General features: G+C 33.6%; 13 protein-coding genes. 4 read left to right on the top strand and 9 right to left on the bottom strand.

The window, feature by feature from the left end; genetic code table 11:
- Positions 1-92: 92 nt before the first annotated feature.
- The 6 genes from LG45_RS01065 to LG45_RS01040 form a co-directional block, all read right to left on the bottom strand.
- A complete protein-coding gene (locus LG45_RS01065) occupies positions 93-2,570 on the bottom strand; it encodes a beta-mannosidase (protein ID WP_089046961.1) in 2,478 nt (825 codons plus the stop codon).
- Complete coding sequence (locus LG45_RS01060) at positions 2,567-3,235, bottom strand: copper homeostasis protein CutC (protein WP_035123553.1); 669 nt, start codon at positions 3,233-3,235, stop codon at positions 2,567-2,569. The genes LG45_RS01065 and LG45_RS01060 overlap by 4 nt, the downstream gene beginning before the upstream one ends.
- Entirely contained in the window at positions 3,235-4,227 is a 993-nt protein-coding gene (locus LG45_RS01055) for an isoaspartyl peptidase/L-asparaginase family protein (RefSeq protein ID WP_035123552.1), read from the bottom strand. Before LG45_RS01055 ends, LG45_RS01060 begins: the two co-directional genes overlap by 1 nt.
- A gap of 12 nt (positions 4,228-4,239) precedes the next feature.
- Positions 4,240-6,513, bottom strand: coding sequence for a glycoside hydrolase family 20 protein (locus LG45_RS01050; RefSeq protein ID WP_035123551.1), 2,274 nt, complete (start codon positions 6,511-6,513; stop codon positions 4,240-4,242).
- 97 nt (positions 6,514-6,610) lie between these two features.
- Positions 6,611-9,085, bottom strand: a complete 2,475-nt coding sequence (locus tag LG45_RS01045) for a sodium-translocating pyrophosphatase (RefSeq protein ID WP_035124243.1) — start codon at positions 9,083-9,085, stop codon at positions 6,611-6,613.
- 102 nt (positions 9,086-9,187) lie between these two features.
- A complete protein-coding gene (locus LG45_RS01040; RefSeq protein ID WP_035123549.1) occupies positions 9,188-9,721 on the bottom strand; it encodes an inorganic diphosphatase in 534 nt (177 codons plus the stop codon).
- A gap of 200 nt (positions 9,722-9,921) precedes the next feature.
- Here LG45_RS01040 and LG45_RS01035 point away from each other — a divergent pair, with 200 nt between their 5' ends.
- Positions 9,922-10,365 carry a DoxX family protein gene (locus tag LG45_RS01035; RefSeq protein ID WP_035123547.1) on the top strand — a complete coding sequence of 148 codons (444 nt, stop codon included), beginning with the start codon at positions 9,922-9,924 and terminating at the stop codon, positions 10,363-10,365.
- A gap of 1 nt (position 10,366) precedes the next feature.
- Here LG45_RS01035 and LG45_RS01030 read toward each other — a convergent pair whose 3' ends face one another.
- From LG45_RS01030 to LG45_RS01020, 3 genes are all read right to left on the bottom strand, one after another.
- A complete protein-coding gene (locus tag LG45_RS01030) occupies positions 10,367-10,960 on the bottom strand; it encodes a DNA-3-methyladenine glycosylase family protein (RefSeq protein ID WP_035123545.1) in 594 nt (197 codons plus the stop codon).
- A gap of 145 nt (positions 10,961-11,105) precedes the next feature.
- Positions 11,106-13,592, bottom strand: a complete 2,487-nt coding sequence (locus tag LG45_RS01025; RefSeq protein WP_035123543.1) for a DUF5686 family protein — start codon at positions 13,590-13,592, stop codon at positions 11,106-11,108.
- Between the two features lie 80 nt (positions 13,593-13,672).
- Positions 13,673-14,650 (bottom strand): pyruvate dehydrogenase complex E1 component subunit beta, encoded by a 978-nt coding sequence (locus LG45_RS01020; RefSeq protein WP_035123541.1) that lies wholly within the window; start codon positions 14,648-14,650, stop codon positions 13,673-13,675.
- Positions 14,651-14,913: 263 nt separating this feature from the next.
- Between LG45_RS01020 and LG45_RS01015 the strand changes: the two genes are divergently transcribed.
- The 3 genes from LG45_RS01015 (at position 14,914) to LG45_RS01005 (ending at position 17,608) form a co-directional block, all read left to right on the top strand.
- The gene (locus LG45_RS01015) at positions 14,914-15,660 is read left to right on the top strand and encodes an electron transfer flavoprotein subunit beta/FixA family protein (protein WP_035123539.1); all 747 of its coding nucleotides are present in this window, start codon (positions 14,914-14,916) and stop codon (positions 15,658-15,660) included.
- Positions 15,661-15,735: 75 nt separating this feature from the next.
- Positions 15,736-16,704: an electron transfer flavoprotein subunit alpha/FixB family protein gene (locus LG45_RS01010; protein WP_035123537.1), complete on the top strand. Its 969-nt coding sequence runs from the start codon at positions 15,736-15,738 to the stop codon at positions 16,702-16,704.
- 274 nt (positions 16,705-16,978) lie between these two features.
- Positions 16,979-17,608, top strand: a complete 630-nt coding sequence (locus tag LG45_RS01005; protein ID WP_035123535.1) for a bifunctional nuclease family protein — start codon at positions 16,979-16,981, stop codon at positions 17,606-17,608.
- Positions 17,609-17,629 lie beyond the last annotated feature (21 nt).

Here is a 17,629-nt window from a genome sequence, read left to right as displayed (position 1 = left end):
TGTCCCAAAACAATTGGGACATTTTTTATTTCCACTGCAATCAGGGCTATATTAGCCAATGTCTTTTGTAAATATCAAAGTTCCAAACACCTTTATTTTAAAGTATCAAATAACGATTTTACAACAATATTTTTAACTGGTTTCGAGAGTTTTACAATCACTTTTTCATTTGGTAAAACATCAAAATAATTATCGCTAAAAAAAGTATTTTCATCACTAGATAAATAAACATTTTTAGCCAAAACATCACTTGAAACCTCAATAGTTACATCGTCAATTTTATTGATTTTAATTGATGGTTTTGTAAGTTTCAAGTCTTTGGGTTTCACAAAATAGTAAAGCGAATTAACTATTTTGTCTTGTGAATTAAAATGAACAGAAAGTAAAACTTCCTTCAAATTAAACGCCTCAAATGCTTTCTTAGAAATCTCAAAATGAATCAAAGAAGAATTGGCTGGAACAACAGCGACGACATTTGAACTCCATAATTTGTTTCCATTGAAGTCAAGTAAATCAAAATAAAAATTTCCACCAAAATTTTCAAGAGAATCATTTACTAGATAAATTTTATAATTCAATTCGTCTTCATCAACAGAAATCAACAAATTCTCAAAACTCTTTCTCACTTGATAATGAAGAGCTTTCCAATTTCCAAAATAATCCACCGAACTCCATGAAGTAACTGGCCAGCAATCATTCAATTGCCAATATAAAGTTCCCATACAATTAGGTTTGGCTCGTCGATGTGCTTCAATTGCTGTTTTCATTCCATCCGCTTGTAGCAATTGCGAAACATAAATATAATCTTCAAATAATTTCGGAACATTGTAATCGCGTACCATATATTCATTAATTGTTTCATATCCAGTTCCATGTTTTTGATGTGATTTCACAGATTCTGAAGTCAAATTCAACTCTTCATTTGATGCAAATTTTTTAAACGTTTTCAAATTGGGCATTCCTTGAAAACCGTATTCACTCATAAATCGACCCACTTTTCTCTCGTAGTTTTCAAACGGTTCTTTTCCCCACCAAATTCCCCAATAATGCGAATCGCCTTGCAGTAAACTTTCCTTTTTTCCCCAACCAATCGATGGCGATGATGGCCAATAAATATTCTTTTCCTTAGAAAGTAAACTGTCTAAAGTTTTTGGAATTACGTCATGAAATAATCTGCCGTAATCGTTCCAAATCTTAGTAGAATCTTGTACCGAATACTTGTATTGCTTTTGCCAACCCCAATTTTTCCAACCTTCGTCACTTTCGTTATTACCACACCAAAGTGCAATACTGGCGTGATTTTGCAAACGGTTTACATTATCAATAACTTCATTTTTTACATTTTCAATAAACTTTTCATCACCCGGAAACATCGCGCAAGCAAACATAAAATCTTGCCAAACTAGTATTCCGTTTTTATCACATTCATCATAAAATATATCCTCTGCATAAACGCCTCCGCCCCAAACTCGTAGCATATTCATATTTACATCGACGGCATTTTTCACAATATTTTTATAAACAGAATCAGAAACTCTTGGTAAAAAACTATCTGGCGGAATGTAATTCGCACCTTTCATAAAGACTGGAATTCCGTTTAATTTTATGTAAAAACTAGTTCCGATTTTATCTTTTTCCTGAATTAATTCAATAGTTCGTAAGCCGATATTTAACTTTTTACTATCAACAATTTTATCATTTTCCAAAACATTAATTTGAAAAGAATACAAATTAGCTTCACCTAAACCATTCGTCCACCAACGTTTTGGATTTAAAATTTCAAAAGGAAATTGAATTTTATTTATACCTTTCTTCAAATTAAAACGCGAAGTTTCATCATTGATTTTCAAATTATAATCTCCATCTTTTTGACAATTCAGCGTGATTATAAAATTGAGTTTTGCCAATTCATCGGTTAAACTATTTTGCTCGTAGCGAATAGTTTCAATTTTTAAATTATTCCAAAAATGAAGTTTAATTGGTCTGTAAATTCCAGCAGTAACAAATCTCGGACCCCAATCCCAACCGTATTGATATTGCGCTTTTCTTGTAAAAACTTTCTCGTCGCCCGGTAAAACATACGGCAATTTTTTAGCTTCTTCTTTTCCAAAATTCACTGCCGATTTGAATACTATTTTAAGATGATTTTCTCCTTTTTGCAATTTGTTTTTTACAGATGTGTTCCAAGTTCGAAACATATTATCGGTTTCTAAAAGTAATTTTCCGTTTAAAAAAACTGTTGCATAAGTATCTAAACCTTCAAATATCAAATCGATATTTTGATTTTTTAATTCCGATTCTGATAAAGAAAATGTAGTTTCATATTCCCAATCTTCGTTTTCAATCCATTGTAATTGCTTTTCATTTGTTCCCAAAAATGGATCTGGAATTATTTTATTGGCTAATAAATCGGTGTGAACTGTTCCAGGAACTGTCGCTTGAAGCAAATTAGAATCGCCTTTTTTTTGGAATTTCCAGTTTTCTAAACTTAAATTACGTTCGCTATTTTGAGACCATAAAAGCAATGGAATAAGAAATAAAAATAACGATTTCATCAAAATATTTTTCATTTCAAAATTGATTTTAATGCTGTAATTTCATCGGGATTTGCAGTTTCAGATCCGTTTGTAATAGCAGAAGAATGATAGAAAGCTGCTCTTGTCTTTTCTTGAATAGAATTAAGATTTGAAGCACGTAAACCTCCGCCAGGCATTATCGTTATTCGTTTATTTGCTTTAGAAACTAATTCTGCTAATCTATTTGCACCTTCAACAACATTTGGCATTTGTCCTGAAGTTAAAATGGTTTGAAATCCACATTCAATAATTTCTTCTAGCGATTGAAAAACATGTGAAACTTCATCAAAAGCACGATGAAAAGTACACGTAAATGGTTTGGCCAGATTCACTAATTCTGTATTTTGAATGATATTTATCGAATTATCTTCATTCAAAATCCCGAAAACAAATCCGTTTACATTTAGCTTTTTGAATTCGATTACTTCTAGTTTCATTTGATTAAATTCAGCATCAGAATAAACGAAATTTCCACCTCGTGGTCGAATCATCACATTCAAATCGATGTTAATTAATTCTTTTATTTTTTTGGTAATTTCAAAATCTGGTGTAGTGCCGCCAACTTCAATTGAAGCGCAAAGTTCTACTCTATCGGCTCCATTTTCTTGGGCGATTACAGCAGATTCAACATTAAAGCAAGCAATCTCTAGTTGGTTCATTATTTTAAAAAGTAATCAGCATCGACCAATTTATTTCCAGAAGTTTGGTTCACAGCATAATTAAATCCACCTTGAATGCAATACGAACCATACTCACCTTTTTTATTTAAAGCGATAAAACCAACTTGAATATCTTTAAGGTTTTTACCTCTATTTTTCGTCAGTTTTACAATTCTGGAAACCGCTTCTTCGCACGCTTTTTGAGGTGATTTTCCTTGACGCATCAATTCTACAACCAAATGACAACCCGAAATTCTTATCACTTCTTCGCCGTGACCAGTTGCAGTTGCTGCTCCAATTTCGTTATCAACATACAATCCAGCTCCAATAATTGGCGAATCACCAACGCGTCCGTGCATTTTAAAAGCCATGCCACTTGTGGTACACGCGCCAGACAAGTTTCCTGAACTATCAAGTGCAATCATTCCAATTGTATCGTGATTTTCAATGTTTGCAATGGGTTTGTAATGACTGGTTTTGAGCCATTCTTTCCATTCTTTTTCTGAATCTTCAACTAGTAAATTTTCTTTTTGAAATCCTTGAGAAAGTGCAAATTGTAATGCGCCATCACCTACTAACATTACATGTGGTGTTTTTTCCATCACAGCTCGCGCCACAGAAATAGGATGCTTAATATGTTCTAAACATGCGACTGAACCAATATTAGCATTTTCGTCCATAATACAAGCGTCGAGAGTAACTCGTCCATCTCTGTCTGGTCGGCCGCCATAACCAACGCTTCTTTCTGTTGGATCGCCTTCTGGAATTTTAACTCCAGCTTCTACAGCATCGAGTGCGCGACCGTTATTTTTTAGAATTTCCCAAGCTGCGCCATTGGCTTTGACTCCAAAATTCCAGGTAGAAATAACGATTGGTTTATTTACTTTTCCATCAAAAAATGGAATTTCATCTTCGTTAGATTTGAACGAATTTAAAGCCATTGCCACCGAACCAATTGCAGCGGTTTTTATAAAATCTCTACGATTTGCCATACTTTTATTTTTTTATTCTACACCAATTTCGTCAACAAACAACCAAGCATCTGAGCCTGCGCCTGGATTTCCATCTGATATCTTACCTAAATTAGTTGCTATTACTTTTATAAACTGAGCTTTCTTTGATTTAACTTTCAACACAACTTCACCTTTTACATCTTTAATTTCTGATGAATTGATTTGGGCAACACTTTCAAAATCTTGCCCATCATAAGAAATTAAAACTTCAATTTTCTTTGGAAAATAAATCCAACTTCCTTGACTTTCTAAAACGCAAAGCTTGACTTTATATATAGTTTGTGCTTCACCTAAATCAATTACAGCATTCAAATCTTTACCTGAAAAACCTAGCCAATCACGACCGAATTTACTTCGATTTCCAATAATTCCATCAACCAAAGTTAATGCGCCACCGATACTATAATTTTCATGTGGTTGATTTACTAAAGTTATCTTTTTTCCAACTGCTTTACTCCAATAAAATCGCTGTTCAATTGCCGCACTTTTCTGTTTTTCATTTTCAAATAATGCTGCTTTTATAGTTTGACCCTTTGTGATTTCAATTGGATTGAAATATTGAATTGAACTTGAATTTGGAGTCGAACCATCGGTAGTGTATCGAATTCCGTTAGAGTTATTGGCCGATTTTAATTCGAATCCTACTCCGTTTCCAGAAGTAGAAGGATTTACTTTTGTAGTAATTTCAAAAATCGATTTACTATAATTGATTCCTTTTTTATCGAAAACATCAAAATGTTGAATCATCCTATTTTGAAAATCGGCAAACTTTTCTGGATTTGAAGTTCCCCAAACAACTTCAGACAACGCCAACATTCTCGGAAAAATCATATACTCAGCATGACTTGGAGTTTCTATGTATTCGGTCCAAAGATTGGCTTGTGCGCCGAGAATATATTTGGCTTCATCTGCTGATAATTCTTTTGGAGTTGGATTAAACGAATAGACTTTTTCAACCGTTGTATATCCGCCAAAAGCAATTGGTTCGTTTTTTGGCTCACCTTGATAATGATCAAAATAACAATGTGAACCTGGAGACATTACAACAAAATGTTTTTGTTTGGCAGCTGCAATTCCGCCTTCGGTTCCACGCCAACTCATGACTGCTGCGTTTGGAGCCAATCCGCCTTCGAGAATTTCATCCCAACCAATTATTTTTCGACCTTTAGAATTTACAAATTTCTCGATTCTTTGAATAAAATAACTTTGCAATTCGTGTTCGTCTTTTAAGTTTTCGTCTTTGATTCGTTTTTGGCAATTTGGACAGACTTTCCAACGCACTTTTGGAGATTCATCACCACCAATATGAATATAATTAGATGGAAACAAAACTATTACTTCGGATAAAACATTTTCTAAAAACGTAAAAGTTTCGTCTTTTGGACAAAAAACATCATCTAAAACACCCCAAATTTTCCCAACTTCAAATGGTCCTCCTGTGCATGAAAATTCAGGATACGATGCCAATGCCGCAACTGCGTGACCAGGCATTTCTATTTCTGGAATTATGGTGATGTGCCGTTGATTTGCGTAAGCGACAATTTCTTTAATATCATCTTGAGTGTAAAATCCGCCGTATCGTTTATCATCAAATTTTTGGTCGGAATAATGTCCAATCATGGAACCATTTCGCCATGCACCAACTTCGGTAAGTTTTGGGTATTTTTTAATTTCGATACGCCAACCTTGATCGTCTGTAAGATGCCAATGAAAGGTATTCATTTTGTACATGGCGAGATAATCGATGTATTTTTTAACGAACTCTTTCGGGAAAAAATGTCTGGCACAATCGAGGTGCATACCGCGCCACGCGTATTTGGGTTCGTCTGTTATAGTTAAACAAGTAAGTTTAATTTCGGATGATTTTTCTAATGGAAGCAGTTGAGAAAGAGTTTGAATTCCGTAGAAAAGACCTTTATTTTTATCTGCGACAATAAAAATTACATTTTTTTTGATATTTAATTGATAAGCTTCATCTGCTAAAAACTGTTTTTGATCATCAAAAAGTTGTAATGAAATTTCATTACTTTCTTTAGAATTCGATACAATTTTTAAATCAAAACCTGTCTGTTGTTTTATGACTACTTTCAAATAATTTGCTTCAAAAGAATCTTTTCGATTGGAATAAATTACTGTCTTTTCATTTAAAATAAAATTTCCGCTTTCCAATTTTAAAGATTGAGGTTGAGGAATCAACGGCAATTGATTCTGAGAAAACGAAACAGAAACTATTAGAAATAATAAAAATGTGAGTTTTTTAGACATAAATATTCGTAATTATCAATGGCTAAATTTACATAAAAAACCATAAAAAAATGCCTCACTTTCGTAAGGCATTTTATATTTAGTAAAAAAGAAAAACTTATTTCTTTTTGAACTCTTCTATTTTTGCTGAAACTTCTGCTTCAGTTCCTTCAAATGTTTCAGTAGTTGGTGCACCATCATTTGAAGTAGTTGTGATTGTAGCTTTAACTTTACCATCAACATTTACTTTTTCGATAGCAACTTCTTTAGTAATTTCTTTTTTAACTTCAGTTGTTGCATCATTCATGTGTTCGCAAGTTGTGCTAGTACAACCTTTAGCGATACATTCTTCTTTAGACATCGAAAAACATTGAGCTGACATTTCAGTACAACAAGATGCTTTTTTAGCTTCATCTGAATGACCATTTCCTAAAATTGGCGCAATTACTAAACCAATTAAACATGTTAATTTGATTAAGATATTCATCGATGGACCAGAAGTATCTTTAAATGGATCACCAACAGTATCACCAGTTACTGCTGCTTTATGCGCATCAGAACCTTTGTATGTCATTTCACCGTTAATCATAACTCCAGCTTCGAAAGATTTTTTAGCATTATCCCACGCACCACCAGCATTGTTTTGGAACACAGCCCAAAGTACACCAGAAACGGTAACTCCAGCCATATATCCACCTAACATTTCGGCTATTAATTGGTTATTATCTCCGTACACTAATTTACCTAAAAGTACAATTGCAATTGGGAAACCGATTGTTAAAACTCCAGGCAACATCATTTCGCGTAAAGCAGCTTTAGTAGAAATTTCTACACATTTACCATATTCAGGTTTTCCAGTTCCTTCCATAATTCCTGGAATTTCTTTGAACTGACGACGTACTTCATATACCATATCCATTGCAGCTTTACCTACAGAGTTCATTGCTAATGCAGAGAAAACTACAGGAATCATTCCACCAACGAATAACATTGCTAATACTGGAGCTTTGAAAATATTGATACCATCAATTCCTGTAAATGTTACATAAGCAGCAAATAATGCTAAGGATGTTAATGCTGCAGAAGCGATTGCGAAACCTTTTCCTGTTGCAGCAGTTGTGTTACCAACTGAATCCAAGATGTCTGTACGAGTACGAACTTCTTTTGGTAATTCACTCATTTCGGCAATTCCACCAGCGTTATCAGAAATTGGTCCGAAAGCATCAATTGCTAATTGCATTGCTGTTGTAGCCATCATTGCTGAAGCAGCAAGAGCAACTCCGTAGAAACCTGCAAAAGCATAAGAAGCCCAAATTGCACCAGCAAATAATAATACTGTTGGGAAAGTAGAAATCATACCCGTAGCTAAACCAGCGATTACGTTTGTTCCAGCACCGGTTGACGATTTTTGAACGATTGCTAATACTGGTTTTGTACCTAAACCTGTATAATATTCGGTTACTGAAGAGATAACTCCACCAACCACTAAACCAACAATTGTTGCATAGAAAACTCTCATTGAAGAAATTTCTTTTAATCCTTCACCGTAGAATTCCATTTGCATAACTTCTGGAAGCATATATTTTACTAAAGCATAACAAGAGATTGCAGTTAAAACAATAGAAACCCAGTTTCCAACATTTAATGCACCTTGAACTTGTTTTTCTTTAGCATCATCACTTGAAATTTTAACTAACATTGTTCCGATGATAGAGAATAGAATTCCGAAACCTGCAATTGACATTGGCAATAAAATTGGTCCAATTCCGCCAAAAGCGTCTTGAATATTTCCGCCCATATCTTTAATAACGTAGTTACCAAGAACCATTGCAGCCAAAACTGTTGCTACATAAGAACCAAATAAATCGGCGCCCATTCCAGCAACGTCACCTACGTTATCACCAACGTTATCTGCAATTGTTGCAGGATTTCTTGGATCATCCTCTGGAATTCCTGCTTCAACTTTACCAACTAAATCGGCACCAACATCAGCCGCTTTTGTGTAAATTCCACCACCAACTCTTGCGAAAAGAGCGATTGATTCTGCTCCAAGAGAGAAACCAGCTAAAGTTTCAAGAACGATAGTCATGTCTTCGGTTGAAGTCCAAACACCTTTCATGAAAAATTGAAATAAGATAATAAAGAAACCAGTTAAACCAAGAACTGCAAGACCTGCAACTCCTAATCCCATAACTGTTCCACCACCAAATGAAACTTTTAATGCTTGAGGCAAGCTTGTTCGCGCAGCCTGTGTTGTTCTAACATTCGTTTTTGTAGCGATTTTCATACCCATATTTCCAGCTAAAGCCGAGAAAAATGCTCCGAAAACGAAAGCTACTACTATTAATATATGAGTAGTTGGAACTACAAATGAAATTCCAGCTAATACAATACTTGCTAAAACTACAAATATTGCTAATAATCTGTATTCGGCTTTTAGGAAAGCTAATGCACCTTCGTAGATGTAATCTGAAATCTCTTTCATTTTACCATCGCCGGCATCTTGTTTTAAAACCCAAGCTCTTTTGGCTGCCATAAAAAGCAGACCGATTATTGCCATAATTATTGGCACATAAATCATAAATTCATTCATAATAAACTGATTAGATAGGTTGTTAATATTTGTTAATAAAACAAACATATAAAAAAAAAGACAATCTTAATTTATCAAGATTGTCTTTTATTAATAATGTTATTAACTTTTTATGCTGAATAATCCTTTTGGTCTATCAGGAATTGCTTCAAAACGATCTATACATTCCTTAATGATTCGGTATGCTTCTTTAACATCACCCCAACCTTCCACATCTACCTTCTTGTTTTCTAGGTCTTTATATACTTGAAAGAAGTGCTCAATTTCTTTTAATAAGTGTTGATTGATGTCTGATAAATTTTCTAATGAATTCCAAATTGGGTCAGAAACTGGAACGCAAATTATTTTTTCATCTGGACCTTTGTCATCTGCCATATGGAACACTCCAATTGGTTTCACTTCAATTACACAACCAGGAAAAGTTGGCTCGTTAATTAAAACTAAAACATCTAATGGATCGCCATCTAATGCTAATGTTTGAGGAATAAATCCGTAATCTGCTGGATACATCATTGATGAAAATAACATTCTATCAAAACGCATTCTTTTTATAGCAAAATCGTATTCATATTTATTTCTACTTCCTCTTGGAATTTCGATTAAAACATCGAACGTTTTTAATTTATCTGCAGTCATTTTATTCTTTATTTTTTCGAGTGCAAAAGTACGTAAACATTAAAGTTTTACAATAAAAAATCACGAAAATTATAGCGGTTTTTGGCAGTTTTTTATTTTCGATAACAATCTTGATTTTACAATTACCAAAAAAAACTATATTTGTATAATTACTAACCAATTAAGTCTGGATTTTGGACTTTAAAAAAACTAAAAACTGTATGAATAAACTAAAATTATTTTCGGGACAAGCGATCAACATGGATCTTGGGTTACTATTAATTAGAGTAATAATTGGCGCTTTAATGGCTTTTATTGGCTATGAAAAATTAATTCATTTTAATGAAATGGCCAATTCAGATTTTTGGGCAAAAGAAGTGAGTTTTCTTGGAATGAAAGGAGCAGTACCTTTGGCTTTGACTGTTTTTGCTGAATTTTTGTGTAGCTTACTTTTAATAGTAGGATTGTTTACTCGAGTGAGCTCGTTTTTTCTATTGTTTTGTATGGCGTATATCTTTCTAGTAATTTTCCCTGGTTCTATACTAAACAAAGGAGATAATGGATATGAATTTAATACTGCTTTTACTTACTTTATAATTTACTTAGGATTGTTTTTTACTGGCGCAGGAAAATATAGTTTAGATGCTAAACTTTTAAGAAAGTAATTTAGATTTTACCTCTTTTCTTTAAATAATAATGCCAAATAGTGAAAGATGCAAATGTTCTAAATGGTTTCCAACTATCAGATAGCATTTGCATTTCTTCATGAGTTTGGCATTTATATAATTCTTTTAATGTGTTTTTAATTGCGATATCGCCCAAAGGAATGATATCTTGTGATTGAAGACAAAACATTAAGTATACTTCTATTGACCAATTACCTACTCCTTTTATGGTGATTAGTTCGGCACGAATTTGCTCTTCGGATTTTGTTGCGAAACTTTTAAAGTCTATTTCTTTAGCTACTACTTTTTGTGCTAAATCTTTTAAATAAATTATTTTTTGTCGAGAAACTCCGCATGATCTTAATTGTTCATCAGTTGCATTTAAAATTGTACTTGGCGATATTTTGCCTAGAAGATTTTCAATTTTTACATAACAAGCTTTTGCCGATGCAATTGAAACTTGTTGTTCGAGTATAATATGGCACATGGAAGCAAATCCTTCTTTTCGTTTTTGAATGATGGGATTTCCAAAATTATCGAGAATGAATTTTAGTATTTCGTCTTTGGAAACTAAATGGGTTATTGCTTGCTTCATGGATTAGCCCTGATAGAAATGAAAAGCCCGGAGCTAAAAAAAGTAGTTTTTCTTGCTGTAAAAAAGCGACCAACGGAAGCTCTTTTTATAGTGTAGAAAAACACTTTTTTTAGCGAGGACTTGTAATGGATAGCAGGATTGGCTTCTAGAAATAAAATCCAAACGAGCCTTTAACAGTGAAATTACTTGCATCTGGAACGTCTCTATAATTGGCTCTCCAACCGAAATCTAAACGGAAAACTTTGAAAATATTTCCGATACCTGCGCTGTATTCCCAGTAGGGTTTTTCGGGTGCGAGATACGTTAATCCTGATGCGTTTAATTGTCTGTTTTCATCAGAAATGGTTCCGTAAACGCCTCGAAGTCCTACAATTTCTCTCCAATTTAATTTTCTCATGAACGGAATTCTTGATAATAATCGTCCTTGAAAATTATGTTCCCATTGAAAAGTGGCATATTCGTCGGTTACAAATTCGTAGAAATTCAGGTTACTGAAGGTGTTTCCTATGATGAAATAAGTTTGGTTTCCTGGCACAACACTCATTAATCCGAGTGGAATTTTACCGAAAGTTTTACCTAATTCCATTGTTAAATTGGTTCTTCCAAGTGGTCCAATTGTGATGGGTTGTCGATAATACAATTGTACTTTTTGGTAATCGAAATCGCTATCAATTAATCCTTTAAATCCTTGGCTGTAATTGATAAAAAAGCGACTGTACGGACTATCGACTTCGCGTCTTTCTACTCCGTAACCAATAGTTTTTCTACCTGGTGTGTATTCTATTTGAAGGTTTACTTCTGATTGCTTTACTTCACTTTTAGTTGTGGTAAACGTGTTATCTGTATAATAATCTAAGCTAAAAGTATTGGACGCAGATTCTAAAGTTCTGTATGAAAAACCGGTTTGAAAAGTTAAGTTTTTTACTGGTTCAAATTCGATAGCCGCTGTGGTTAAATTGATGTTGGTTAATTTTCCGTTACTTCCAGAACTAAATAAACTTGATGAGGCAAAACTTCGACCTAGAACGTCATTTGTAGTAGTTAAACTGGCGCCAATTTGTTCAATATCGCGTCGATTTCCTCCGGAGATTATTACTCGGTTTTTCTTATCGACCATCCATTTTCCTGATAAACCATATTTAAATTTATTATCGTCAAAACCATAAGCCGTGTAACCTTGCAATCTCCAAATATCATTTGGACCAAAGTAAGTTCGTCCTCCAACTCGAAGTCGGATTCCTTCTACTTCATTAAAACCTACTGTAGAGAAAATTGGACCGTAATCAAAATTTCCTATTTCTATGTAACCGCTTCCCAAGATGGAAACTAGATTATACATCTGCTTGAATTTCTTAACCGTTTTTAACGTGTCGAGCATTTTGTAAATTCCTTGTTCGTCTTTATTGAGTTTTTCAAATCGGTTTTCATTCCAATAATCATCAGACCTTGCATAGACCGCATTATCAATAAAGTTTACTTCTTGTTTGTAGAATTTATCAGGTTTTTCTTCGTTGAATTTGTGGTTTCTAATTAATGTTGTGCGTTTACCATAAACACCTTTAGAAGATTCTTTTTTATTGAGTGCAAAATCAGACATCATATGATCGCGCGTTAATAAAAATACAGAATCATTTAATACTTCAAATTCTTGTTCGATATAAATTTCTTTAACCCAGTTAATATTAGCACTTTTTGTAACTGCCATATTAATATTTTTAATGGCAAATGTGGTATCGTTTACCCAAAAATCACCTTTAAAAGTTAGTTCATTCTTTCTTCTAGGATAGAAAATAATATTGTAACACCATTTATTATCTATAAAAGTACTGTCTGAAAGCACGTAATTATAAACATCAATTCCTGTTCGAGAAAGTGGACTTGTAAAACTTTTATCGAAGAAATTTAGATAATTGTCATAGATGTCATAGTCGTTATATAAGTCTTTTATAAAGGTATTTACACCATCACCATTTGTTAGTCCAGAGTTTTTATTGGCTTTTAAAATTTCTTTAACTTTACCTTTTTTATTATCTCCATAAACGTCAGAAATAGCTTCGTTTATAAACATTGGCAAATAGGTTTTACCGGTAACTTTGGAAGTGTCGACTTGATCGAAAACAAATTCCATTCCTTTAAATATCTTGCTTTTCATAAAAGCACTATCGATTGTATTTAAATCGAATTCTACTTTTTCGTACTTTTCATATTGGTATTGATTGAACATTTTGAGTCCGTTTTTTCTTCTACGTTCCCAAATTTTTCTCAAAATGTCTAAAGCAGGATTATTTTTTTTGGATGTTTTTCCTCTAAAGATTTTAACCTCCTGCAAAACTTCTTCAGCATTAAGAACAATTTTCAAGTCGTACATCACCGATTTTGTGATTTCAACTTCTCTAGAACTATAACCATCGAATGCTACGAAGAAGGCTTCATAGGTTTTATTTGATTCTAGATAAAACCGTCCGTCTTCATTACTCACAACACCTTCACTAGAGTTTTTAAAAGCGATACTTGCAAAAGAAATGGGTTGGTTTTTTTTATCAACAACAATTCCGCTGATCTTTGTTTGCGAAAAAACAGCACTTGAGAATAGGGCGAATACTAAAATCGGAAAAAACAATTTTTTAAACATGTGCTTACAACATTGAAATTTTAGAAAAAAAAAGCTTCATCAAAATTTCTCTGATGAAGCCTCAAATATAATAGTTTATATTATTTGTACATTACTTTTTTCACAGCTTTAACAACATCGTTTGCATTTGGCAACCATTCTTTCAATAAAGTTGGTGAGTAAGGTGCTGGCGTATCGGCAGTTGTGATTCTTTGAACTGGCGCATCAAGATAGTCAAAAGCCTTATCTTGAACCATATATGCAATTTCTGAAGCAACACTTGCAAATGGCCAAGCTTCTTCAAGAACTACCAAACGATTTGTTTTTTTAACAGAATTGATAATTGCATCATAATCCATTGGACGAACGGTTCTTAAGTCTATAATTTCACAAGAAATTCCTTCTTTAGCCAATTCATCTGCTGCAGCAAATGCCTCTTTGATAATTTTTCCGAAAGAAACTATAGTCACATCGGTACCTTCTCTTTTTACATCGGCAACACCAAGCGGAATGATATATTCTCCATCTGGAACTTCACCTTTGTCGCCATACATTTGCTCACTTTCCATGAAAATAACTGGGTCATTATCACGAATAGCAGCTTTCAACAAACCTTTAGCATCATAAACTGTTGATGGAACTACTACTTTTAAACCTGGCGTATTTGCAAACCAGTTTTCAAAAGCTTGTGAGTGAGTTGCTCCTAATTGTCCTGCTGAAGCTGTTGGTCCACGAAAAACCATCGGCATAGGGAATTGTCCAGCAGACATTTGACGCATCTTAGCAGCATTATTTATAATTTGGTCAATTCCAACTAATGAAAAGTTAAACGTCATGTATTCTACAATAGGACGACAACCATTCATAGCAGATCCAACTGCGATTCCAGCAAAACCTAATTCAGCAATTGGAGTATCAATAACTCTTTTTGGACCAAATTCGTCAAGCATACCTTTCGATGCTTTGTAAGCACCATTGTATTCGGCAACTTCCTCACCCATTAAATATACTGCTTCATCGCGACGCATTTCTTCACTCATAGCTTCGGCAATAGCTTCTCTAAATTGTATCGTTCTCATATATAATATGTATTACTTCGGATTTTTGAAATGCAAAAATAAAAATTTAAAACGACAAAAAAACATATTAAAGTGTAAATAATCAATGTTAATAGTTTGTTTTTTCAATTCAACAAAAGTTAAATCTGTTGCAATGAAATTACATATAGCTACGAAATCGATATAATACTGATGTTTTTTTAAAAAAATAGTATGCACGCATATAAATATTAGAAATATATTTTATACTTTTACAATCTGAAAAATCTTTTAATTTATATAAAATGAAAATATTAGTTTGCATCAGTCATGTACCTGATACTACTTCAAAAATCAACTTCGTCAATGGCGATTCAGAATTTGACACCAATGGCGTTCAATATGTTATCAATCCAAATGATGAATTCGGATTAACAAGAGCGATTTGGTTTCAAGAACAACAAGGAGCAACCGTTACTGTTGTAAATGTTGGCGGTGCCGATACTGAACCAACCCTAAGAAAAGCATTAGCAATTGGAGCAAACGAGGCAATTCGTGTAAACGCTGCTGCAACTGATGGTTTTTATGTTGCTAAACAATTAGCAGAAGTTGTAAAATCTGGAAATTACGATTTAGTAATCTGCGGAAAAGAATCATTAGATTACAATGGTGGAATGGTTCCAGGAATGCTTGCTGGATTATTGAACTACAACTTTGTAAATTCTTGCACAGAACTTAAAGTTGACGGAACTTCTGCAAAAGCATCAAGAGAGATTGATGGTGGAAAAGAAATCATTGCAGCTTCACTTCCATTAGTAATTGGTGGACAAAAAGGTTTAGTTGAAGAAAAAGATTTACGTATTCCAAATATGAGAGGAATTATGACTGCTAGAACTAAAGCATTAACAGTTCTTGAACCAGTTACGGCTTCTGTAGAAACTAAAGCGGTAAAATTTGAAAAACCAGCCCCAAAATCGGCAGTAAAATTATTCTCTGCAGACGATTTAGACGGATTAGTTAGCGCATTACACAATGAAGCGAAAGTTATCTAAAAATTATTATAAATTATAAATTCTGAATTTTAAATTAATTCAAAATTTATAATTCAAAATTTAAAATAAAAAATTATGTCATTATTAATATACGCAGAATCAGCCGATGGAAAATTCAAAAAAGTAGCTTTTGAATTAGCATCGTATGCAAAAAAAGTAGCCGAATCTCTTGGCACAACTGTAACAGCAGTAACTGTAAACACATCAGATGTTTCTGAATTATCAAAATATGGTGTAGACAAAGTTTTGAAAGTAACTAATGATAAATTAGCCAATTTCAATGCCAAAGCTTACGCCGATGTTGTAAAACAAGCAGCACAAAAAGAAGGTGCAAAAGTAATTGTACTTTCTTCTACAACAGACAGTTTATATCTTGCGCCAATTGTTGCTGTAGGATTAGAAGCTGGATTTGCATCAAATGTTGTTGGCTTACCACTTTCAACTGCACCATTTCAAGTAAAAAGAACAGCTTTTTCTAACAAAGCTTTCAATATCACAGAAATTTCAACTGACGTGAAAATTGTTGCAATTGGTAAAAACTCTTTCGGATTAGTAGAAACTTCTTCGTCATTATCTGAAGAAGATTTCGCTCCAACATTAAATGATGCCGATTTTAACGTAAAAGTAGAATCTGTAGAAAAAACAACAGGTAAAGTAACCATTGCCGATGCAGACGTTGTAGTTTCTGGTGGTCGCGGATTAAAAGGTCCAGAAAATTGGGGTATGCTAGAGGAATTAGCATCAGTTCTTGGAGCTGCAACAGCATGTTCTAAACCAGTTTCAGATCTTGGATGGCGTCCTCACAGCGAACACGTTGGACAAACAGGGAAACCAGTGGCAACCAATTTATACATCGCTGTAGGAATTTCTGGAGCAATCCAACACATTGCAGGAATCAACTCTTCTAAAGTAAAAGTAGTTATCAATGCCGATCCAGAAGCACCATTTTTTAAAGTGGCTGATTACGGAATTGTAGGCGACGCTTTCGATATCGTACCTCGTTTGACTGCGAAATTAAAAGAATTTAAAGCTAGCAATCACTAGAAATAGAACTAACTCAAATTTGAAAAAGCTATCTAAAGTAATTTTAGGTAGCTTTTTTTATAAATGAATTTTTAGAAGCGAAACTTTTTTGTTACTTTGCAGTCGCAATTCCTGCTATCCGTTGCAATCTTGCTTTTTTAAATAAAAAAGCAAGGATTTCCACTGCTATCAGGGCTAAATTGTAATCTGTATTGAATAGAAATCTGTTTTCAATACACTTTCATAAAAACAAGAAACTTAGTGACTTTGCGCCTTTGCGGCAAAACAATATAATATGAGTTTAGTAAAACTAACAATAAAAGGAATCTCTTATAGTCAAACACAAAATGGTGCTTATGCATTGATTTTGAACGAAGTTGATGGTGAACGAAAACTTCCCATAGTAATTGGAGCTTTCGAAGCACAATCTATTGCAATCGCTCTAGAAAAAGAAATAAAACCGCCACGTCCATTAACGCACGATTTATTTAAAAGTTTCGCCGATAGATTTGACATCGTCGTAAAACAAGTTATTATTCACAAATTAGTTGACGGTGTTTTCTACTCAAGTATTATTTGCGAAAGAGATAAAATTGAAGAAATAATTGATGCGAGAACTTCAGATGCTATTGCTTTGGCATTGCGTTTTTCTGCTCCAATTTTTACTTATAAAAACATTCTTGATAAAGCCGGAATTTATTTAAATGCCAATCCATCAGAATTAGAAGGTCAAAATCCAGATGATGACGGCGTTTTATCTACACCAGAAACTTTTGGCTTAGAATCTGACGATCAAAAATCGAATGATGGATACAATAAATTTAGTTTATCAGAACTTCATGAATTTCTAGAAATGGCAGTTCAAGAAGAAGACTATGAAAAAGCAGCACGAATTAGAGACGAAATTTCTAAAAGAGAATCTTAAAAAGATTGCAGTTTGCAGATT

It is taken from the genome of Flavobacterium aquatile LMG 4008 = ATCC 11947 (assembly GCF_000757385.1).
Classification (GTDB): Bacteria; Bacteroidota; Bacteroidia; order Flavobacteriales; family Flavobacteriaceae; genus Flavobacterium; species Flavobacterium aquatile.
Note: the sequence above shows the minus strand (reverse complement) of the source record. Positions and strands in the feature narration are given on the sequence as shown.

Coding starts and splice junctions, on each gene's coding strand:
- LG45_RS01035 (WP_035123547.1), top strand. CDS start 9,922: ATGAATAAACTAAAATTATTTTCGGGACAAGCGATCAACATGGATCTT.
- LG45_RS01045 (WP_035124243.1), bottom strand. CDS start 9,085: ATGAATGAATTTATGATTTATGTGCCAATAATTATGGCAATAATCGGT.
- LG45_RS01010 (WP_035123537.1), top strand. CDS start 15,736: ATGTCATTATTAATATACGCAGAATCAGCCGATGGAAAATTCAAAAAA.
- LG45_RS01050 (WP_035123551.1), bottom strand. CDS start 6,513: ATGTCTAAAAAACTCACATTTTTATTATTTCTAATAGTTTCTGTTTCG.
- LG45_RS01005 (WP_035123535.1), top strand. CDS start 16,979: ATGAGTTTAGTAAAACTAACAATAAAAGGAATCTCTTATAGTCAAACA.
- LG45_RS01020 (WP_035123541.1), bottom strand. CDS start 14,650: ATGAGAACGATACAATTTAGAGAAGCTATTGCCGAAGCTATGAGTGAA.
- LG45_RS01065 (WP_089046961.1), bottom strand. CDS start 2,570: ATGAAAAATATTTTGATGAAATCGTTATTTTTATTTCTTATTCCATTG.
- LG45_RS01025 (WP_035123543.1), bottom strand. CDS start 13,592: ATGTTTAAAAAATTGTTTTTTCCGATTTTAGTATTCGCCCTATTCTCA.
- LG45_RS01040 (WP_035123549.1), bottom strand. CDS start 9,721: ATGACTGCAGATAAATTAAAAACGTTCGATGTTTTAATCGAAATTCCA.
- LG45_RS01060 (WP_035123553.1), bottom strand. CDS start 3,235: ATGAACCAACTAGAGATTGCTTGCTTTAATGTTGAATCTGCTGTAATC.
- LG45_RS01015 (WP_035123539.1), top strand. CDS start 14,914: ATGAAAATATTAGTTTGCATCAGTCATGTACCTGATACTACTTCAAAA.
- LG45_RS01055 (WP_035123552.1), bottom strand. CDS start 4,227: ATGGCAAATCGTAGAGATTTTATAAAAACCGCTGCAATTGGTTCGGTG.
- LG45_RS01030 (WP_035123545.1), bottom strand. CDS start 10,960: ATGAAGCAAGCAATAACCCATTTAGTTTCCAAAGACGAAATACTAAAA.